Origin of the sequence: Xanthomonas rydalmerensis, from assembly GCF_033170385.1 — a bacterium.
GTDB lineage: Bacteria > Pseudomonadota > Gammaproteobacteria > Xanthomonadales > Xanthomonadaceae > Xanthomonas_A > Xanthomonas_A rydalmerensis.
This window is the reverse complement of sequence record NZ_CP126170.1, coordinates 4,376,318-4,394,997: the sequence shown is the minus strand read 5'-3', so window position 1 is coordinate 4,394,997 and position 18,680 is coordinate 4,376,318. Positions and strand designations below refer to the sequence as shown.

Sequence of the window (18,680 nt, the reverse complement as noted above, 5' to 3'; positions counted from 1 at the left end):
CACGCCGCATGCGAAGACATCGTGCGGTCGAGTGCAACGCGACCAGTCGCCACGCGGTGCCCCCATGCGCCCTCGTACTGATATGGCGATGAGGCGTGAAGCGTTTGCTCGGCCCGCCTCAGTCGCGGAAGTTGTCGAACTGCAGCGGCAGCTCGAAATCGCTCTTCTTCAGCAGCGCGATCGCGTCCTGCAGGTCGTCGCGCTTCTTGCCGCTGACCCGCAGCTTGTCGCCGTTGATCTGCGCTTCCACCTTCAGCTTGGCCTCCTTGAGCGAGGCCACGATCTTTTTGCCCAGCTTCTGCTCGATGCCCTGCTTGACGGTGATCTTCTGCCGCGCGCCGGCCAGGTTGGTCTCCACGTCGCCGAACTCCAGGCAGCGCACGTCGATGCCGCGGGCCAGCAGGCGCGCGCGCAGGATGTCGGTCATCTGCTTGACCTGGAAATCGCTGGGCGCGGACTGCGTGATGACCTGGTCGTCCAGCTCGAACTTGGCCTCCACGCCCTTGAAGTCGAAACGCGTCGACAGCTCGCGGTTGGCCTGGTCGACGGCATTGGTCAGTTCGTGCTTGTCGACTTCGGAAACGATATCGAAGGAAGGCATGGGCGGGTCCTCGGCAAAGATGCCTATCGTAGAACGTGCGGGCGGCGCGTGGGGACGTGCATGTGCGCAATGCCGTGCGTTGGTCGGTGCCGCGCGTCGCGACTGAAGACGCTTCCACAGGAGGCGGCATCGGCCGGCACGCCGGCCGGAGCCATGTGGGAGGGACTTCAGTCCCGACGCGATGTCCTCCGGCACCACGCCCAGCGCCGATCGCGGCGATAATGCGCCGATGCCCACCTCCCGTTCCAATGCCGCAGCCGCCGCGTGGATGATCGCCGCGGTCGCGTTCTTTTCGCTGATGGATGCGTCCATGAAGCAGCTCAGCACGCACTATCCGGCGCTGCAGGTCGCGGCGCTGCGCGGCGGCGCCTCGCTGCCGTTCGTGCTGGTGTGGGTGCTGGCCAGCGCCGGGCCGCATGCGATCTGGCCGGTGCGCTGGGGGCTGCACCTGCTGCGCGGCGTGCTCGGCATCGCCATGATCGGCTGCTTCGCCTGGGCCTTGCGCAGCCTGCCGCTGTCCACCGCCTACACCATCTACTTCGTCGCCCCGCTGCTGGTGGCGGCGCTGTCGGTGCCGCTGCTCGGCGAGTACGTGGGTCCGCGGCGCTGGGCGGCGATCGGCGTCGGCCTGGTCGGCGTGCTGGTGGTGCTGCGCCCCGGCATGGATGGGTTCGTCTCGCTGCCGGGGCTGATGGTGCTGCTGGCGGCCGTGGCCTATGCGGTCGCCTCGGTGTTGGTCAGCCTGCTGGCGCGCACCGACACGTCGCAGTCGCTGGTAGTGTGGTTCCTGCTGATCATGGCGCTGGGCGCCGGCGCGTTGGCGCTGCCGGACTGGACCCCGCTGCGCCCGGCCGACACCGGCTGGATCGCCGGCATGGGCCTGGCCGGGGCGCTGGGCCAGGTGGCGCTGACCCAGGCGTTCCGCCGCGGCGACGCCTCGCTGGTCGCGCCGCTGGAGTACAGCGGCCTGCTGTGGGTGATTCCCTGGGACTGGCTGCTGTGGCGCAAGCTGCCCGACGCCTGGACCTGGGTGGGCGGGGCGATCATCGTCGCCAGCGGCCTGTATCTGCTGCACCGCGAGCGGATCCGCGCGGTGGCGCATCCGCCGCCGCAGGCGCGGCCGTAGTCGTAGCCGGCTGCGATGCGCGCCTACGTTAGAATCGAATGGAATAACGCACGCCATCTTGGCCTGCTAGGCTTTGCGCCCCCCGTCGCTGCCGGTTCCGCGCGTTGATCCAGTTCGAGCGCCTGCACAAGTCCTATTCCGTCGCCGGCCAGCCGGTCGTGGCGCTGCATCCGCTCGACCTGCGCATCGACGCCGGCGAGGTGTTCGGCATCATCGGCCATTCCGGCGCCGGCAAGTCGACCCTGATCCGGCTGATCAACCGGCTCGAGGAGCCCAGCGGCGGCCGCCTGATCATCGACGGCGAGGACGTCACCGCGCTGGATCGCGCCGGGCTGCGCACACTGCGCCAGCGCGTGGGCATGATCTTCCAGCACTTCAACCTGCTGTCCTCGCGCACGGTCGCCGGCAACGTCGCGTTCCCGCTGGAACTGGCCGGCACACCGCGCGCGGAGATCGACGCGCGGGTGGCCGAACTGCTGGAGCGGGTGGGGCTGGCCGCGCATGCCGGCAAGTATCCGGCGCAGCTGTCGGGCGGGCAGAAGCAGCGCGTCGGCATCGCCCGCGCCCTGGCCACGCGCCCGCGGATCCTGCTGTGCGACGAGGCCACCAGCGCGCTGGATCCGCAGACCACCGCCTCGGTGCTGGCGCTGCTGGCGCAGATCAACCGCGAACTGGGCCTGACCATCGTGCTGATCACCCACGAGATGGAAGTGATCCGCCGCGTCTGCGACCGCGTGGCGGTGCTCGACGCCGGGCGCCTGGTCGAGAGTGGGCCGGTCACCGAGGTGTTCCTGCATCCGCAGCATCCGACCACCAAGCGCTTCGTCTCCGAGGCCGAACACGTCGACGAGGCCGAGCTGTACCGCGACCTCACCGCGGTGGACGGGCGCATCCTGCGGCTGACCTTCCTCGGCACCGACACCTACGCGCCGCTGCTCGGGCGCATCGCCCGCGCCACCGCGGTGGACTACAACATCCTGTCCGGGCGCATCGACCGGATCAAGGACACCCCTTACGGCCAACTGACCGTGGCCCTGGTCGGTGGCGACATGGATGCGGCGCAGGCCGCCTTCGTCGCCGCCGGCGTGCATGTGCAGGAGCTGCGCCGATGAGCCCGTTCGCCACCGCCGCCGCCGGCTTCTTCCGCAATCTCGATGCCGGCAAGTGGAGCGAGATCGGCCGCGCCACCGTCGACACCCTGCTGATGCTCGGCGGCTCGCTGCCGCTGACCCTGCTGATCGGCCTGCCGCTGGGTGTGCTGCTGTTCCTGACCGGCCCGCGCCAGACCCACCAGAAGCCGCTGCTGTACGGCGGCCTGGCGCTGGTCATCAACGTGCTGCGCTCGGTGCCCTTCATCATCCTGATGATCGCGATGATCCCGCTGACGCTGTGGGCGATGGGCACCTCGCTGGGCGTGCGCGGCGCGATCCTGCCGTTGGTGGTGGGTGCGGCGCCGTTCTACGCGCGGCTGGTGGAGACCGCACTGCGCGAAGTGGACCGCGGCGTGGTCGAGGCTAGCCTGGCGATGGGCGCGACCACCTGGCAACTGGTGACGCGGGTGCTGCTGCCGGAAGCGCGGCCGGGCCTGATCGCCGGCGCCACGGTGACCACCATCGCCCTGATCGGCTTCACCGCGATGGGCGGCGCGATCGGTTCCGGCGGCCTCGGCGACCTGGCCTACCGCGACGGCTACCAGCGCTCGCATGCCGACGTGGCGCTGGTGACGGTGGTGATCCTGCTGCTGCTGGTGCAGGCGCTGCAGATGCTCGGCGACCGCCTGGTCGCGCATTACAGCCGGCGCTGATGTCCTCCTGGTTGTCGTCGTAGGAGCGGCTCTTGTCCCTTTGCGGGATCAGCTGCGACCGCTGGCGGTAGCGCGGTCACGGCTGACCTGCAAGCGCACACGAGCGTCGCTCCCACAACACGACGCAATCTAAGGTCTTTCGCCGCAGAGCGAGGCCGGGTCTGCTAGCGTGCTGACAGAGCTGGTCGCTGCCCTTCTCCTTCCCCACGTTTTCCGGATACCTGCCATGACCCGATTCCCGTTCCGCCTCCTGCTCGCCAGCGCCGTGCTCGCCCTCGGCGGTTGCGGCAAGCCCGATGCCGGCGCCGCCAGCGACCACCTCAGCGTCGCCGCCACCGCGGTGCCGCACGCCGAGATCCTGGAGGTGGTCAAGCCGATGCTGGAACAGCAGGGCGTGACCCTGGACGTGCGCGTGTTCAACGACTACGTGCAGCCCAACGACCAGGTGGTGCAGAAGCAGATCGACGTGAACTACTTCCAGACCGAGCCCTACCTGCAGGCCTACAACCGCGACCGCAAGAGCGATCTGGTCACCGTAGTCGGCGTGCACATCGAGCCGTTCGGCGCTTATTCGCGCCGCTACAAGTCGCTGGACGCACTGCCGCAGGGCGCCGACGTGGTGATCCCCAACGACCCCAGCAACAACAGCCGCGCGCTGATCCTGCTGGACAAGGCCGGGGTCATCAAGCTCAAGGACCCGCGCAATGCGCTGTCCACCCAGCGCGACATCGTCGCCAATCCCAAGCAGCTGAAGTTCCGCGAGCTGGATTCGGCGATGCTGCCGCGGGTGCTGGACCAGGTCGACCTGGCGCTGATCAACACCAACTACGCGCTCGACGCCGGACTCAATCCCACCCGCGACGCGCTGGCGATCGAGAGCAAGGATTCGCCATACGTGAACTTCCTGGTCGCGCGTGCCGACAACAAGGACGATCCGCGCGTGCAGAAGCTGGCCAAGGCGTTGACCAGCCCGGAAGTGAAGGCCTTCATCCAGCGCAAGTACCAGGGCGCGGTGTTGCCCGCGTTCTGATCGGCCCACACGCATGCCGCTGCTGCTGGCCATTCCGCTGGCGATCGTGATCGCGCTGGCGGTGACCGCGGTGCTGCTGCCGCTGTCGCTGCTGCAGCGGTTCCGCGTGGGCACGGCGCGGCGTCAGGCGCGCGGTTGGCTGATCGCAGTGCAACTGTGGTCGGCGCTGCTGTCCAGCGTGGTGCTGCTGGTCTTCGCCCTGATCGCCGCGCACTGGTGGCCCGGTGCGGCCATCAGTGCGTTGGCCGGCTGGGGTATCGGCGTGCTGCTGGGTGCGCTCGGCATCGTCGCCACCCGCTTCGAGCCACTGCCGCACGGGCTGCACTACACGCCGAACCTGTGGCTGGTGCTGGGCATGACCGCGCTGGTGGCGGTGCGCATCGGTGCCGGGGTGTGGCAGGGCTGGCGCAGCCTGGTCGATGGTGCGGCCTGGCCCACCGAGGGCTGGATGAGCCACGCCAGCCTGCTGGCCGCGGCGGCCTTGTTACTCGGTTATGCCTGCGCCTATGCCTGGCTGTTGCGGCGGCGCCTGCGCCGTTTCGATCGCTACCGCGGTTTCGATCGCTCGCCGTGTTGAGGGCGGGCGCGCCTGCAAGGCGACGCGGTACCTTCTGTTGATCGCGCTGCCAGCAATTGTGAGCGCAGAGTCGAGTGAAGCGAACGCACAAAAACAAACGGGCCCTTTCGGGCCCGTTTGCGCAAACACTGGAGACGGAACGCTTAGAAGCGCGCGCCGACGCCGAAGCTGAACAGCCACGGATCCAGCTTCAGGTCTTCGCCGGTGCCTTCGCCGGCCACCTTCACTTCCGGACGCGAATGCATGTAGCGCGCATCGGCACGGGCGAACCAGGTGGAGTTGATGTTCATGTCCACGCCGACGGTGCCGATGGCGCCCTTGGCGGTGTCCAGGCTCACGTGCTGGCCGGTACCGGCAAGCGCGTCGATCTTCTCGTTGCTGAAGTTGGACTCGTAGTAACCGACGCCGACGAACGGACGGAACACGTTGTCCGCCTGGCCGAAGTGGTACTGGCCGCTCAGCGCGATCGGCTGCTGTTCGACGGTGCCGACCTTGCCAACGCCGTCCGCCTTGACGCGGTGGTTGAACTTGTCGGCAGCGCCCCACAGTTCGACCGCCCAATTGTCGTTGATCAGCCAGCTGGCGCTGATGGTCGGCGCCGGGCCGCCGTCGACGTCGAGGCCGGCCGCCGGCTTGGAGTGCGTGTCGAGCAGGGTCGCGCTGCCGACGACGGAGAAATGCTTGCCGGACGCGGTATCGGCATCCTGTGCGAATGCGGCGGGCGCAAACGCAAGGGCGGACACGACAGCCAGGCTCAGGATCTGAATGGACCGCATGGGGTATCTCCTCATCTTTTTCTTGTGGGGCCACGGGAGTGGGCGCGCACACCGTATCGATGAGAAGATGAATCGTCGCCGACCCTCGCCGGACCAATGCAGGCGACGTTCAGGCACTTGCGCCTGATGCTTGAAATAACGAGGTTTTAAGGCTTTTGGCTGTTCATCCTGATGTGTGCGACGTGACGACGCAGCCGCTGTTGCAGGGTCTGCCCGCGCAGATACGCGACGATTGCCGGGTGCTGGTGCTCGGCTCCATGCCAGGCGCGGCGTCGTTGCAGCAGGCGCGTTACTACGCGCATCCACGCAACCGGTTCTGGCCACTGATGGCGGCGCTGTGCGGTTTCGATGTGGCACTGGACGCCGAAGCGCGGATGCAGGCGCTGCACGCCGCCGGCGTCGGCCTGTGGGACGTGATCGGCCAGTGCCGACGCCGCGGCAGCCTGGATGCGGCGATCGTGCGCGGCAGCGAAGTCCCCAATGCCTTGCCCGAACGCATCGCGCAGTTGCCGCAGTTGCGCGTCATCGCCTGCAACGGCGCGGCGGCGGCGCAGGCGTTCGCGCGCTTCGTGCAGCCGCAACTGCCGCTGCGCGATCCGCCGCTGGTACTGCTGGCGCTGCCTTCCAGCAGTCCGGCCAATGCCGCCTTCGCCTGGCCGCGCTTGCTGCAGGCGTGGTCTCAGCTGCAGCCCTGGTTGCGCGCGCCGGCAGCCGGTGATTGAAGGGCGCCTCCAATCCCTCAGGCGGCACATGCTTAGGAGCGGCTTCAGCCGCGACGAGGCGCTCCCTGCAACACTGTCGCGGCTGAAGCCGCTCCTACGAGAGACGGCGTGCTGTGCGGGAAAAACAGGTGATTGGCGGTGCCCTGACGTCGCGCCGATCGATCACCGCCGCGCGCGCAGGCGCAGCCACAGGGTCTGCAGCGCCAGCGCGGCGGCCAGCAGCAGCGCCACCCAGGCCGCGGTCTGCGCACCGGCGAGCGTGCTGCCGGCCTGTTTGACGTCGGCCTGTTTGACGTAGACCGCGGCCAGCGCCCACAGCGCCGCCGCCGCATAGGCAAGATTGCCGCGCATCGCCCGGTTCATGCCCAGCAGCAGCGCCGCCGCCAGCGCGAACAGCACCAGGCTCCACGGCAGCATCCGCTCGGTCGAGAGCCAGCGGTAGGCCACGACCACCTGCGCGGTGTTCAGGAACGCCGCCAGCGACAGCCAGCCGGCATGCAGCGACAGCGGCAGCCAGGCCCACAGGGTCTGGCCCGGTTCGGTCGCCCGATCGCGCGACAGCCGCAGCGCGGCCAGCAGCATCGCCGCCAGCGCGGTCCAGATCACCGCCAGCGCCAGCAGGAAGTGCTGCTGGGAGAACACCGGCATCCACGCCGCGGTCAGCGCGAAGCCCAGCGCGGCCGGTGCCCGCACCTGCGCCAGCGCGCTGCCGTGGCGGCGCCGCGCGCTGAATTGCCACAGGCCGAAGGCCAGGTCGAGCAGGAAGATCACGCCCCAGATCGCAAAGGCGTAGCCGGCGGCGACGATCAGGGTCGGGTAGCGGTCGGAAATGGCGCCGTTGGTCGGGCCGAACGCGCCGCGTTGCCCGAACCAGGCGACCAGCGGCATCGCCAACGCCATCAACAGCACCAGGATCCGCATGCCTGCCCTCCGGAAATCTGCGGTGAGCCTAGCGGCGGCTCCGTGAAGGCGGCGCACCGGCGGTTGGCGCCGCGGGCGCGCAACATGCGCCGGCGTACTGTCCGCCGGCAGTCGCGCGCCGCGCAGGCGATCGGGCTTTTTTGCCCGGCAAAGGTTGGCGCTGCGGCTGCGGGCCGCCACAATAGGGGTTTCCCCCTCATTAGTTGCCGGAGTTGCCCGCATGGCCGAAATCAAGGAAGCACTTGTCCCCGATATCGGTGACTACAGCGACGTCCCGGTAATCGAAGTGCTGGTGGCCGTCGGCGACACGGTGAAGAAGGACCAGAGCCTGGTCACCCTGGAGTCGGACAAGGCGACGATGGAAGTGCCGTCGCCGTTCGCCGGCGTGGTCAAGGAACTCAAGGTCAAGGTCGGCGACAGCCTGTCCGAGGGCAAGGTGGTGGCGCTGATCGAAGTGGCCGAGGGTGGCGCCAGTGCCGCACCCGCCGCGCCTGCGGCCGCCAAGGCCACGCCCGCGCCGGCCCAGCAGGCCGCCGCCCCGGCCGCCGCACCCTCGCAGAATGCGGTCAAGCCGGCGCCGGCCGCTGCCGCTGCCGCGGCGGGCGGCGTGGTCGAAGCGCGGGTGCCGGACATCGGCGACTACAGCGACGTGCCGGTGATCGAGGTGCTGGTCGCGGTCGGCGACACGGTCAAGAAGGACCAGAGCCTGGTCACCCTGGAGTCGGACAAGGCGACGATGGAAGTGCCCTCGTCGGTGGCCGGCGTGGTCAAGGAAATCAAGGTCAAGGTCGGCGACAGCCTGTCCGAGGGCAAGGTGGTGGCGCTGATCGAAGTGGCCGGCAGCGATGCCGACGCACCGTCCGCGCCCGCGATCCAGCCCAGCGCCGAGACCGGCGGCGGCGTCGAGCCGGTGCCGACCTCCTCTGCGCCGGACAAGCTGGCCCAGCGCGAAATCGCCCAGGTCCAGGCCACGGCGCCGGCCAAGGCGGCCGCGCCGTCCGCCACCCAGAGCAGCCCGCCGGTGGCGTTCGACGCCGACAGCGTGCTGCCGCAGAAGGTGCCCTATGCGAGCCCGGCGGTGCGCGTGTTCGCCCGCGAACTCGGCGTGGACCTGTTCCAGGTCAGCGGCTCGGAACAGGGCGGCCGCATCAGCAAGGACGACGTGCAGCGCTACGTCAAGGCGGCGCTGTCCGGCGCCGCGCCGGCTGCTGCGGGTGCCGCACCTGCCGCCGGCGGCAACGGCCTGAACCTGCTGCCGTGGCCGAAGGTGGACTTCGCCAAGTTCGGCGAGGTCGAGGTCAAGCCGCTGTCGCGGATCAAGAAGATCTCCGGCGCCAACCTGGCGCGCAACTGGGCGATGATCCCGCACGTCACCCAGTTCGAGCAGGCCGACATCACCGACCTGGAAGCCCTGCGCGTGGCGCTGAACAAGGAAAACGAGAAGGCCGGCATCAAGCTGACCATGCTCGCCTTCCTGCTCAAGGCCAGCGCCGCGGCGCTGAAGCAGTTCCCCGAGTTCAACGCCTCGCTCGATGCCAGCGGCGAGAACCTGACCCTGAAGAAGTACTTCCACATCGGCTTCGCCGCCGACACCCCGAACGGGCTGGTGGTGCCGGTGATCCGCGACGTGGACAAGAAGGGCGTGGTCGAGCTGGCGCGCGAGAGCGGCGAGCTGGCCAAGAAGGCGCGCGACGGCAAGCTGGGCCCGGCCGACATGAGCGGCGGCTGCTTCTCGATCAGCTCGCTCGGCGGCATCGGCGGCACCGCCTTCACCCCGATCGTCAATGCGCCGGAAGTGGCGATCCTGGGCGTGTCCAAGTCGTCGATCCAGCCGGTCTGGAACGGCAAGGAATTCGCGCCCAAGCTGCTCTTGCCGCTGTCGCTGAGCTACGACCACCGCGTCATCGACGGTGCCGCGGCCGCGCGCTTCACCACCTACCTGAGCCAGGTGCTGGCGGACATGCGCCGCGTGCTGCTGTAAGCCCTGCCGTCACGGCGCCGCGTCCGTCGCGGTGCCGGTTTTCCCCCACTTGCGCGCGCCGCGTGTTTGCGCTGTCGCGCCGACGAACTGCAAACGCCCATCGCCGCGGCGATGGGCCACAGGAGAAGCTGCATGGCGGTCATTGAGGTCAAGGTCCCGGATATCGGCGACTACAGCGACGTTCCGGTCATCGAGGTGCTGGTCGCCGTCGGCGACACGGTGAAGAAGGACCAGGGCCTGGTGACGCTGGAGTCGGACAAGGCCACGCTGGAAGTGCCGTCCGCGGCCGCCGGCGTGATCAAGGAGCTGAAGGTCAAGCTTGGCGACACCCTGTCCGAGGGCGCGGTGATCGCGCTGCTGGAGACCGCGGACGGCGCCGCGGCCGCGCCCGCCGCGGCCCCGGCCGAGGTGCCGGCCAGCAAGCCGCCGGTGGCGCCGTCGCACCGCGCGCCGGCCGAGCCGCCGGCGCCCAAGCCGGCGCTGGCCAGCGGCAAGCCCGCCGACATCGAATGCAAGATGGTGGTGCTCGGCGCCGGCCCTGGCGGCTACACCGCCGCGTTCCGCGCTGCCGACCTGGGCCTGGACACGGTGCTGATCGAGCGCTACGCCAGCCTCGGCGGCGTCTGCCTCAACGTCGGCTGCATTCCCTCCAAGGCGCTGCTGCATGCGGCCGCCGTGATCGACGAGGTCGCCCACGCCGGCGACTTCGGCGTGGACTTCGGCAAGCCGAAGATCACCCTGGACAAGCTGCGCGAGTACAAGGAGAAGGTGGTCGGCAAGCTCACCGGCGGCCTGGCCAGCATGGCCAAGCAGCGCAAGGTGCGCACCGTCACCGGCGTGGCGTCGTTCGTGTCGCCGAACGAGTTGGAGATCGTCGGTGCCGACGGCAAGACCCAGTTGCTGCGCTTCGAGCACTGCATCGTCGCCGCCGGCTCGCAGGCGGTGAAGCTGCCGAATTTCCCGTGGGACGACAAGCGGGTGATGGACTCCACCGACGCGCTGGAACTGCAGGACATCCCCAAGACCCTGCTGGTGGTCGGTGGCGGCATCATCGGCCTGGAAATGGCCACCGTGTACAGCGCGCTGGGCAGCAAGGTCACCGTCGTCGAGTTCATGGACCAGTTGATGCCGGGCGCCGACAAGGACCTGGTCAAGCCGCTGGCCGACCGGCTGAAGAAGCAGGGCGTGGAGGTCCATCTCAAGACCAAGGCAGCCGAGGTCAAGGCCGATAAGAAGGGCATCACCGTGTCCTTCGAAGCCGCTACCGCGGGCGAAACGCCGGCGCTGGCCGCCACCACCTACGACCGCGTACTGGTCGCGGTGGGTCGCGCGCCCAACGGCAAGAAGATCGGCGCCGACAAGGCCGGCATCAATGTCACCGAGCGCGGCTTCATTCCGGTCGACCGGCAGATGCGCACCAACGTGCCGCACATCTTCGCCATCGGCGACATCGTCGGTAACCCGATGCTGGCGCACAAGGCCACCCACGAGGGCAAGCTGGCCGCGGAAGTGGCCGCCGGCGAGAAGAAGGAGTGGGTGGCGCGGGTGATTCCGTCGGTGGCCTACACCAACCCGGAAATCGCCTGGGTCGGCGTCACCGAGACCGAGGCCAAGGCCAAGGGGTTGAAGGTCGGCGTGGCCAAGTTCCCGTGGGCGGCCAGCGGCCGCGCCATCGGCATCGGCCGTACCGAGGGCTTCACCAAGCTGATCTTCGACGAGGAGACGCACCGGGTCATCGGCGGCGCCATCGTCGGCGTGCACGCCGGCGACCTGCTGGCCGAGATCGGCCTGGCGATCGAGATGGGCGCGGAGGCCGAGGACATCGGCCACACCATCCACGCGCATCCGACCCTGAGCGAGTCGGTCGGCATGAGCGCCGAGGTCTACGACGGCACCATCACCGATCTGTACATCCCGAAGAAGAAGTGACGTCGCTCCGTGTGACCGTGCCGCCACGCGCGGTGCGGTCGCGGCCGCGGTGAGCCGACGCACGGAGGTCGCTGTGGGGCAGGACAATCTATGTCCCGAACTGCAGGCGCTGCTGCAGCGCGAACTGGCCGGCGGCAACCGCATCGCCGAGTCGCCGCAGCGGACCGACTGGCCGCAGCCGGGCTCGGTGTTCGTGTCGTTGAAGCGCGACTTGCGCAGCGACGTGGCGTCGCTGCCGGCGGCGGTGCAACACGCGATCTGCACCGATCCGCACTACGGCTGGCACGACGAGTGCTACTGCACGACGCACCAGCATCTGCTGGTGGCGGGAGCGACCAAGCCGCCCTGAGCGTGTGTCGGCTGCCGCGACGCAGCTGCCGCCGTGCCGGCCATTGTCCACGTACCCGTTAAACGACAGAACCCCGCATCGCTGCGGGGTTCTGCATCAAGCTGCTTGCGGGTCCCGGGTCCCGGGTCCCGAACCAATCAGAACGCGAAGGTCACGCCCGCGACCGGACCCTTGAATTCCTGCTTCAGGCCGATGCTGGCATTGTCGCGCTTGCGGTCCACGTCGAGCTTGAACCAGTCGTAGCCGGCGAAGATGCCGAAGTTGCGGGTGAAGCGGTATTCGACGATGGCGTTGGCGCGGCTCAGGTCGCCGTCGTACTTGTCGAAGTTGCCCCACTTGGTGTTGAGGTACTGGCCCTGGATGTTGAACAGCCAGTGCTCGCTCGGGTGCGCGGTGAAGCGCAGGCCAACCACCGGCGCGGCGCCGTCCTCGCTCTCGTCCAGGAAGGTGCCGGCGTACACCGGGCCCAGGTCGGCGTAGGCGTTGGCCTGCACCTTGGCCCATTCGGCACCGATCTGCAGGCCCATGCTGAACTGCGGGTTGTCGATCACCGAGTAGTCGTATACCAGGCTGGCGACCTGGTACTTCAGTTCGCCCTTGACGAAGCTGCCGGTCGGCACGGTCACGCCGCCGAAGCTGACGTCCTCGCCCAGCTCTTCGCGGCGGTCCTTGTCGTACTTGAAGTAGTCGAAGATCAGGCGCTGGCGGGTGCTGAGGCGGAACACGCCATCCACGCGCGGCTCCCATTCCTTGCCGCCGAAATTGAAGTCCTGCGCGCCGGAAATGGCGTTGCCATTGATCACGGCATTGCCGCGCAGGGTGTTGTCGTTGTCCACGTTCATCGCGCCCACCCGCAGGGTGAAGCGGTCGTCGCCGTCTTCGGCGTGGGCGGGCGTGGCGTAAGCGGCGGCGAGCGCGAACGGCAGCGCCAGGGCAAGCAAGTGTTTCATGGGGGACAAGCTCCGTCGTCTTGGGTTCTTGGGATAGGTCGTCGATGGCTGGCGCCAGCGCGTGGCGTCACTATCCTTAAATCCGCGTCCACCATTCGTGAAAGTATGGTTGCCCGTGTCGCCACCCACGTCCCAGAACGCGCAACGAAAAGAGCCCCGGAAGGACCGGGGCTCGGTGGGTCTGCGCTGTGGGCCGACGAGGATGGGCGCAGTCCCTGTCCGATCAGACAGGGCAGTGGACAGAAAGTTCCTCCGCAAAGACGTGTTGCAACGCCGCATTCGGCGCCGGCCGTGGGCGACGGCCGTGCTATCGTCTACGGGCGGATGGGCATTCGGGCGCGGTCAGGACCACTGGCGGTTGTCTCGCAAATTGTCCCATTGCTATAATTCCGCGGCTCGACGGACGCGAAGCCGTCCTCAATCCACCACCAAATGCAGGATTTTCTGTGCTGAACTCCGTTGATGCGGGTCGGCGGCTGATGCTGCGCGCAGCGATTTACCCGCTGGTGGCGGTGGCCGTGATGTCCCTGCTGTTCTTGCTGCTGGGGCCGAAGTACGCGATGGGCGCTGCCGCAACCGGGCTGGCGACCGTGGCAGGGGGATGGCTGGCAGCACGTACCGCGCTCAATGGCGGTGTGCAGGCGGCGGGTTCGGCATTGGCGCGGTTGATCGTGGCCATGGTGCTGAAGTGGGTGTTGGTGTTCGCGGTACTGGCGCTGGGCTTTGCCTGGTGGCGGCTGCCTCCTCTGGCCCTGTTGGCGGGTATCGCCGTCGGGCTGATGTTCCAGGTTCTGGCTCTGGCCAGACGTTGATCGAATCAAGAAAAGGCTCAGGACACATGGCGGGCGAGGCAGAAACCCCTACCTCCTACATCCAGCACCATCTGCACAACCTCACCTTCCAGGTGCAGGAAGGCGGGTTCTGGCAGGTGCACGTCGATACCATGGTCATGTCGGTGCTGTCCGGCCTGCTGATGGTGTTCGGCTTCTGGCTGGCCACGCGCAAGGCCACCGCCGGCGTGCCGGGCAAGTGGCAGGCGTTCGTGGAGATCCTGCTGGAGTTCGTGGACCGCCAGGCCAAGGACACCTACCACGGCACCAGCAAGCTGGTGACCCCGATCGCGATCACCCTGTTCTTCTGGATCCTGATGATGAACCTCATCAAGATGATCCCGGCGGACTTCCTGGCGATCCCGCTGAGCTGGGCCGGCGTGCACTACTGGAAGCCAGTGCCGACCGCCGACGTCAATGCCACCCTGGGCATGTCGATCAGCGTGTTCTTCCTGATGATCTTCTTCTCGCTGCGCTCCAAGGGCGTGGGCGGCATGGCCAAGGAATTCCTCACCGCGCCGTTCGGCAAGTGGATGCTGCCGTTCAACCTGATCCTCAATGTCGTCGAGTGGCTGAGCAAGCCGGTGTCGCTGGCGATGCGACTGTTCGGCAACATGTTCGGCGGCGAGATCGTGTTCCTGCTGATCTGGGTGCTCGGCGGTGCCGGCATCTTCGGCGCGCTGGCCGGCGGTGCGTTCGGCTTCGGCTGGATGCTGTTCCACCTGCTGGTGATTCCGCTGCAGGCGTTCATTTTCATGATGCTGTCCATCGTGTATCTGAGCCTGGCGGAAGACAGCCACTGACGTTTCTGTTTCACGCGTTCTAAGCAACCCTTCGTTCGATTCACCATCCTCAAGCAACTTTGTTCCTGGAGAAAACCATGTACTTCGCCGTCCTGACCAACCTCGCCCAAGTCCAGAGCTCCACCGTCCTCGCCGTCGGCATCATGATCGGCCTGGCCGCGCTGGGCGCCGGCCTCGGTCTGGCCATCATGGCCGGCAAGTTCCTGGAATCGGCCGCGCGCCAGCCGGAACTGATCCCGGTGCTGCAGGTCCGCATGTTCATCACCGCCGGCTTGATCGACGCCGCGTTCATTATCAGCGTCGCGGTCGGCCTGCTGTTCGCGTTCGCCAACCCGATGATCGGCGAGTTCGTCGCGCGTCTGCCGCAGGGCGGTTGATCCCGTCGTACCGGCGTGCGGTCGCCACCGGCGGCCGCCGCTACGGATGAAGGTTCGGACGCGCTGCCGTGCTGGCGGCGCGTCCACCCCGTCACCATTGGCTGAGCGTACCCCATGAATATCGGTCTCACCCTCTTTGCCCAGGCGCTGGCGTTCGCCGGTCTGATCTGGATCGTCGCGACCAAGATCTGGCCGCCGCTGATGCAGGCCATCGAAGAGCGCCAACAGAAGATCGCCGAAGGCCTGGCCGCCGCCGATCGCAGTCAGAAGGATCTGGCGCAGGCGCAGGAAAAGGTCAACGAAGCGTTGAAGGACGCCCGCATCAAGGCCAACGAGATCATCGATCAGGCCCATGCGCGCGCCAATCAGATCGTCGAGGCGGCCAAGCACGAGGCGATCGTCGAAGCCAACCGGCAGAAGGAACTGGCCCAGGCCGAGATCGACGCCGCGGCCAACCGTGCGCGCGAGGACCTGCGTCGCCAGGTGTCGCTGCTGGCGGTGAGCGGTGCCGAGAAGCTGCTCAAGCGCGAAATCGACGCCAACGCCCACAAGGCGCTGCTCGACGAGCTGGCGGCGGAGATCTGAGATGAGCCAGGCCCTCACACTGGCGCGTCCCTACGCTCGCGCTGCGTTCGCCGCGGCCAGCGACGCCGGCAAGCTCGCGCCCTGGTCGCAGGCGCTGGCGTTCTCCGCCCAGGTCGCGGCCGACCCGCGCGTGGCCGCGTTGCTGCACAACCCGCTGCTGCAGCGGGAACAGGCGGTGTCGCTGCTGGCGCCGGAAGCCGCCGACGAGCAGTACCAGCGCTTCCTGAGCCTGCTGGCCGAAGGCCAGCGGCTGCCGCTGCTGCCGGAGATCGCCGGGCTGTACGACCAGCTGCGGGCCGAGGCCGAGCGCGTGGTGCAGGCCAACGTGACCTCCGCGACGGCGCTGAGCGATGCCGAGGTGGCCTCGCTGAAGGTGGCGCTGAAGCAGCGCTTCGGCCGCGAGGTCGAGATCACCACGGCGGTGGACGCTTCGCTGATCGGCGGCGCGGTGATCGACGCCGGCGACGTGGTCATCGACGGTTCGTTGAAAGGCAAGCTGTCGCGTCTGCAATCCGCACTGGCCCACTAAGAAACGGGAATGGCGAATAGAGAGGAGAGAACCCGGCCCGGCGGCGACGCCACCCCCGATTCCCGATTCCCCATTCCCGATTCTCAAAGAAGCTAACCACACGTCGCCATCCGCCGCTGCGCGATGGACGATCCGAAGGAAACCAAGATGGCAACCACGCTCAACCCCTCCGAAATCAGCGAACTGATCAAGAACCGCATCGAGCAGGTCAAGCTGGCCGCGGAGTCGCGCAACGAAGGTACGGTCACCAGCGTGTCCGACGGCATCGTGCGCATCTTCGGCCTGGCCGACGTGATGCAGGGCGAAATGATCGAACTGCCGAACGACACCTACGCCCTGGCGCTGAACCTGGAGCGCGACTCGGTCGGCGCCGTGGTGCTCGGCGACTACGAGAGCCTGCGCGAAGGCGACGTGGCCAAGACCACCGGCCGCATCCTGGAAGTGCCGGTCGGCAAGGAGCTGCTGGGCCGCGTGGTCAACGCGCTGGGCGAGCCGATCGACGGCAAGGGCCCGCTGGGCACCAGCCAGACCGCGCCGGTGGAGCGCGTCGCGCCGGGCGTGATCTGGCGCAAGTCGGTCGACCAGCCGGTGCAGACCGGCTACAAGTCGGTCGACGCGATGATCCCGATCGGCCGCGGCCAGCGCGAGCTGGTCATCGGCGACCGCCAGACCGGCAAGACCGCGCTGGCCATCGACGCGGTGATCAACCAGAAGAACACCGGCATCAAGTGCGTGTACGTGGCGATCGGGCAGAAGGCCTCGACCGTGGCCAACATCGTGCGCAAGCTGGAAGAGAACGGCGCGCTGGCCCACACCATCGTGGTCGCCGCGACCGCCTCCGAATCGGCGGCGATGCAGTACATCAGCGCCTACGCCGGCTGCACCATGGGCGAGTACTTCATGGATCGCGGCGAAGACGCGCTGATCGTGTACGACGATCTGTCCAAGCAGGCCGTGGCCTACCGCCAGATCTCGCTGCTGCTGAAGCGCCCGCCGGGCCGCGAAGCCTACCCGGGCGACGTGTTCTACCTGCACAGCCGCCTGCTGGAGCGCGCCGCGCGCGTGTCCGAGGACTACGTGGAGCAGTTCACCAAGGGCGAGGTCAAGGGCAAGACCGGTTCGCTGACCGCGCTGCCGATCATCGAGACCCAGGCCGGCGACGTGTCCGCGTTCGTGCCGACCAACGTGATCTCGATCACCGACGGCCAGATCTTCCTGGAAACCGACCTGTTCAACGCCGGCATCCGCCCGGCGGTGAACGCCGGTATCTCGGTGTCGCGCGTCGGCGGCGCCGCGCAGACCAAGATCATCAAGAAGCTCTCCGGCGGCATCCGCATCTCGCTGGCGCAGTACCGCGAGCTGGCGGCGTTCGCGCAGTTCGCCTCGGACCTGGACGAAGCCACCCGCAAGCAGCTTGAGCGCGGCCAGCGCGTCACCGAGCTGATGAAGCAGAAGCAGTACCTGCCGATGTCCATCGCCAACCAGGCGCTGTCGATCTACGCCGTCAACGAGGGCTACCTCGACGACGTGCCGGTCAACAAGCTGCTGGCGTTCGAAGAGGGCCTGCACGCCCACTTCGCCAACACCCAGGGCGAGCTGATCGCCAAGGTCAACGACACCGGCGACTGGAACGGCGACATCGAGGCCGCGTTCAAGAAGGGCATCGGCGAGTTCAAAACCACCGGTAGCTGGTAAAGAGCCGGGATTCGGGATTGGGCATTCGGGATTCGTAAGAGCGGTGGTTCAGGGGATGGGTCGATCCCGATCACCGCTCCGGATCTTCAGATTCAGATAGTTGGGTTTGTAGGCGAGGTGGGTTTGGGAGCTTTAGCGAATCCCCAATCCCGAATCCCGAATCCCACGAGCGGAGCGAGCGAGTAATGGCAGGCGGACGCGAAATCAAATCCAAGATCAAGAGCGTGCAGAACACCCGCAAGGTGACGCGCGCGCTCGAGATGGTCTCGGCCTCCAAGATCCGCAAGGCGCAGGATCGGATGAAGACCTCGCGTCCCTACGCGCAGGCGATGAAGCAGGTGATCGGGCATCTGGCGCAGGCCAGCACCGACTACACGCATCCGTTCCTGGTGCAGCGCGAGTCGGTCAAGCGCGTCGGCTACATCGTGATCTCCTCCGATCGCGGCCTGGCCGGCGGCCTGAACAACAACCTGTTCCGCAAGATGCTGGGCGAAGTGCGCCAGTGGCAGGACCAGGGCGCGGGGGTGGACGTGGTCACCATCGGCCAGAAGGCCTCGGTGTTCTTCCGCCGGCTCAAGGTGGACATGGTCGGCAGCGTCAGCCACCTGGGCGACCTGCCGCGCGTGGAGCAGCTGATCGGCGTCATCAAGGTGATGCTGGATGCGTTCACCGAAGGCAAGCTGGATCGCGTGTATCTGGTCTACAACCGCTTCGTCAACACGATGACGCAGAAGGCCAGCTTCGACCAGCTGCTGCCGCTGCCGGCGGCCGAGAGCCAGGTCGCGCACCACGACTGGGACTACCTGTACGAACCCGATGCCGCGACCGTGCTCGAGCACGTGATGACGCGCTACATCGAGTCGCTGGTGTACCAGGCGGTGCTGGAGAACGTGGCGTCCGAGCATGCGGCGCGCATGGTCGCGATGAAGGCGGCCAGCGACAACGCCAGCAAGCTGATCAGCACCTTGCAGTTGGTCTACAACAAGGCGCGTCAGGCTGCGATCACCCAGGAAATTTCCGAAATCGTCGGCGGCGCAGCGGCCGTGTAGTGCCGGGATTCGGGATTGGAGAGTCGGGATTGGCAAGAGCAGCGCA

General features: G+C 67.6%; 20 protein-coding genes. 16 read left to right on the top strand and 4 right to left on the bottom strand.

Going from position 1 to position 18,680, the window contains the following annotated elements; all coding sequences use genetic code 11:
• Positions 1 to 118 precede the first annotated feature (118 nt).
• Entirely contained in the window at positions 119 to 601 is a 483-nt protein-coding gene (locus QN245_RS18640; RefSeq protein ID WP_160969280.1) for a YajQ family cyclic di-GMP-binding protein, read from the bottom strand.
• A 229-nt stretch (positions 602 to 830) separates the two neighbouring features.
• Here QN245_RS18640 and QN245_RS18635 point away from each other — a divergent pair, with 229 nt between their 5' ends.
• The 5 genes from QN245_RS18635 to QN245_RS18615 all read left to right on the top strand — a co-directional run bounded on the left by QN245_RS18635 (position 831) and on the right by QN245_RS18615 (position 5,138).
• Positions 831 to 1,727, top strand: coding sequence for a DMT family transporter (locus QN245_RS18635; RefSeq protein WP_184450345.1), 897 nt, complete (start codon positions 831 to 833; stop codon positions 1,725 to 1,727).
• 104 nt (positions 1,728 to 1,831) lie between these two features.
• On the top strand, positions 1,832 to 2,839 hold the full coding sequence (locus QN245_RS18630; RefSeq protein WP_184450343.1) for a methionine ABC transporter ATP-binding protein: 1,008 nt from the start codon (positions 1,832 to 1,834) through the stop codon (positions 2,837 to 2,839).
• Entirely contained in the window at positions 2,836 to 3,531 is a 696-nt protein-coding gene (locus QN245_RS18625; protein WP_160962381.1) for a methionine ABC transporter permease, read from the top strand. Before QN245_RS18630 ends, QN245_RS18625 begins: the two co-directional genes overlap by 4 nt.
• A 226-nt stretch (positions 3,532 to 3,757) precedes the next feature.
• Entirely contained in the window at positions 3,758 to 4,561 is an 804-nt protein-coding gene (locus QN245_RS18620; RefSeq protein ID WP_160969274.1) for a MetQ/NlpA family ABC transporter substrate-binding protein, read from the top strand.
• A 13-nt stretch (positions 4,562 to 4,574) separates the two neighbouring features.
• Entirely contained in the window at positions 4,575 to 5,138 is a 564-nt protein-coding gene (locus tag QN245_RS18615; protein ID WP_317843863.1) for a DUF1453 domain-containing protein, read from the top strand.
• Positions 5,139 to 5,281: 143 nt separating this feature from the next.
• On the opposite strand, the gene QN245_RS18610 is transcribed toward QN245_RS18615, so the two are convergent.
• A complete protein-coding gene (locus tag QN245_RS18610; RefSeq protein ID WP_184450341.1) occupies positions 5,282 to 5,914 on the bottom strand; it encodes an OmpW/AlkL family protein in 633 nt (210 codons plus the stop codon).
• 182 nt (positions 5,915 to 6,096) lie between these two features.
• Between QN245_RS18610 and QN245_RS18605 the strand changes: the two genes are divergently transcribed.
• On the top strand, positions 6,097 to 6,636 hold the full coding sequence (locus QN245_RS18605) for a DNA-deoxyinosine glycosylase (RefSeq protein WP_317843862.1): 540 nt from the start codon (positions 6,097 to 6,099) through the stop codon (positions 6,634 to 6,636).
• A 162-nt stretch (positions 6,637 to 6,798) separates the two neighbouring features.
• Here QN245_RS18605 and QN245_RS18600 read toward each other — a convergent pair whose 3' ends face one another.
• Positions 6,799 to 7,557, bottom strand: a complete 759-nt coding sequence (locus QN245_RS18600; protein ID WP_317843861.1) for a hypothetical protein — start codon at positions 7,555 to 7,557, stop codon at positions 6,799 to 6,801.
• A 220-nt stretch (positions 7,558 to 7,777) separates the two neighbouring features.
• On the opposite strand from QN245_RS18600, the gene aceF reads away from it, so the two are divergent.
• The 3 genes from aceF to QN245_RS18585 all read left to right on the top strand — a co-directional run bounded on the left by aceF (position 7,778) and on the right by QN245_RS18585 (position 11,816).
• On the top strand, positions 7,778 to 9,538 hold the full coding sequence (gene aceF / locus QN245_RS18595) for a dihydrolipoyllysine-residue acetyltransferase (protein ID WP_317843860.1): 1,761 nt from the start codon (positions 7,778 to 7,780) through the stop codon (positions 9,536 to 9,538).
• 132 nt (positions 9,539 to 9,670) lie between these two features.
• Entirely contained in the window at positions 9,671 to 11,467 is a 1,797-nt protein-coding gene (gene lpdA, locus QN245_RS18590; RefSeq protein WP_317843859.1) for a dihydrolipoyl dehydrogenase, read from the top strand.
• Positions 11,468 to 11,516: 49 nt separating this feature from the next.
• Entirely contained in the window at positions 11,517 to 11,816 is a 300-nt protein-coding gene (locus QN245_RS18585) for a hypothetical protein (RefSeq protein ID WP_317843858.1), read from the top strand.
• 137 nt (positions 11,817 to 11,953) lie between these two features.
• On the opposite strand, the gene QN245_RS18580 is transcribed toward QN245_RS18585, so the two are convergent.
• Positions 11,954 to 12,766, bottom strand: coding sequence for a porin family protein (locus tag QN245_RS18580; protein ID WP_160969258.1), 813 nt, complete (start codon positions 12,764 to 12,766; stop codon positions 11,954 to 11,956).
• A gap of 446 nt (positions 12,767 to 13,212) precedes the next feature.
• Between QN245_RS18580 and QN245_RS18575 the strand changes: the two genes are divergently transcribed.
• The 7 genes from QN245_RS18575 to atpG all read left to right on the top strand — a co-directional run bounded on the left by QN245_RS18575 (position 13,213) and on the right by atpG (position 18,634).
• Positions 13,213 to 13,578 carry an ATP synthase subunit I gene (locus tag QN245_RS18575; RefSeq protein ID WP_184450328.1) on the top strand — a complete coding sequence of 122 codons (366 nt, stop codon included), beginning with the start codon at positions 13,213 to 13,215 and terminating at the stop codon, positions 13,576 to 13,578.
• Positions 13,579 to 13,604: 26 nt separating this feature from the next.
• A complete protein-coding gene (atpB, locus tag QN245_RS18570) occupies positions 13,605 to 14,399 on the top strand; it encodes a F0F1 ATP synthase subunit A (protein ID WP_184644682.1) in 795 nt (264 codons plus the stop codon).
• Between the two features lie 77 nt (positions 14,400 to 14,476).
• Positions 14,477 to 14,776: a F0F1 ATP synthase subunit C gene (gene atpE, locus QN245_RS18565; protein WP_010340497.1), complete on the top strand. Its 300-nt coding sequence runs from the start codon at positions 14,477 to 14,479 to the stop codon at positions 14,774 to 14,776.
• Positions 14,777 to 14,890: 114 nt separating this feature from the next.
• The gene (locus tag QN245_RS18560; RefSeq protein ID WP_017910291.1) at positions 14,891 to 15,361 is read left to right on the top strand and encodes a F0F1 ATP synthase subunit B; all 471 of its coding nucleotides are present in this window, start codon (positions 14,891 to 14,893) and stop codon (positions 15,359 to 15,361) included.
• 1 nt (position 15,362) lies between these two features.
• Positions 15,363 to 15,890: a F0F1 ATP synthase subunit delta gene (locus QN245_RS18555; protein ID WP_017910292.1), complete on the top strand. Its 528-nt coding sequence runs from the start codon at positions 15,363 to 15,365 to the stop codon at positions 15,888 to 15,890.
• Between the two features lie 147 nt (positions 15,891 to 16,037).
• Positions 16,038 to 17,585: a F0F1 ATP synthase subunit alpha gene (atpA, locus tag QN245_RS18550; protein ID WP_160969254.1), complete on the top strand. Its 1,548-nt coding sequence runs from the start codon at positions 16,038 to 16,040 to the stop codon at positions 17,583 to 17,585.
• A gap of 185 nt (positions 17,586 to 17,770) precedes the next feature.
• Positions 17,771 to 18,634, top strand: a complete 864-nt coding sequence (atpG, locus tag QN245_RS18545; protein ID WP_048492349.1) for a F0F1 ATP synthase subunit gamma — start codon at positions 17,771 to 17,773, stop codon at positions 18,632 to 18,634.
• Positions 18,635 to 18,680 lie beyond the last annotated feature (46 nt).

Excerpts from the sequence above, each read along its gene's own strand:
- atpE (WP_010340497.1), top strand. The coding sequence starts at position 14,477 with ATGTACTTCGCCGTCCTGACCAACCTCGCCCAAGTCCAGAGCTCCACC.
- QN245_RS18635 (WP_184450345.1), top strand. The coding sequence starts at position 831 with ATGCCCACCTCCCGTTCCAATGCCGCAGCCGCCGCGTGGATGATCGCC.
- QN245_RS18560 (WP_017910291.1), top strand. The coding sequence starts at position 14,891 with ATGAATATCGGTCTCACCCTCTTTGCCCAGGCGCTGGCGTTCGCCGGT.
- QN245_RS18620 (WP_160969274.1), top strand. The coding sequence starts at position 3,758 with ATGACCCGATTCCCGTTCCGCCTCCTGCTCGCCAGCGCCGTGCTCGCC.
- QN245_RS18600 (WP_317843861.1), bottom strand. The coding sequence starts at position 7,557 with ATGCGGATCCTGGTGCTGTTGATGGCGTTGGCGATGCCGCTGGTCGCC.
- lpdA (WP_317843859.1), top strand. The coding sequence starts at position 9,671 with ATGGCGGTCATTGAGGTCAAGGTCCCGGATATCGGCGACTACAGCGAC.
- QN245_RS18610 (WP_184450341.1), bottom strand. The coding sequence starts at position 5,914 with ATGCGGTCCATTCAGATCCTGAGCCTGGCTGTCGTGTCCGCCCTTGCG.
- QN245_RS18625 (WP_160962381.1), top strand. The coding sequence starts at position 2,836 with ATGAGCCCGTTCGCCACCGCCGCCGCCGGCTTCTTCCGCAATCTCGAT.
- QN245_RS18640 (WP_160969280.1), bottom strand. The coding sequence starts at position 601 with ATGCCTTCCTTCGATATCGTTTCCGAAGTCGACAAGCACGAACTGACC.
- aceF (WP_317843860.1), top strand. The coding sequence starts at position 7,778 with ATGGCCGAAATCAAGGAAGCACTTGTCCCCGATATCGGTGACTACAGC.
- atpG (WP_048492349.1), top strand. The coding sequence starts at position 17,771 with ATGGCAGGCGGACGCGAAATCAAATCCAAGATCAAGAGCGTGCAGAAC.
- atpA (WP_160969254.1), top strand. The coding sequence starts at position 16,038 with ATGGCAACCACGCTCAACCCCTCCGAAATCAGCGAACTGATCAAGAAC.
- atpB (WP_184644682.1), top strand. The coding sequence starts at position 13,605 with ATGGCGGGCGAGGCAGAAACCCCTACCTCCTACATCCAGCACCATCTG.
- QN245_RS18615 (WP_317843863.1), top strand. The coding sequence starts at position 4,575 with ATGCCGCTGCTGCTGGCCATTCCGCTGGCGATCGTGATCGCGCTGGCG.
- QN245_RS18555 (WP_017910292.1), top strand. The coding sequence starts at position 15,363 with ATGAGCCAGGCCCTCACACTGGCGCGTCCCTACGCTCGCGCTGCGTTC.
- QN245_RS18580 (WP_160969258.1), bottom strand. The coding sequence starts at position 12,766 with ATGAAACACTTGCTTGCCCTGGCGCTGCCGTTCGCGCTCGCCGCCGCT.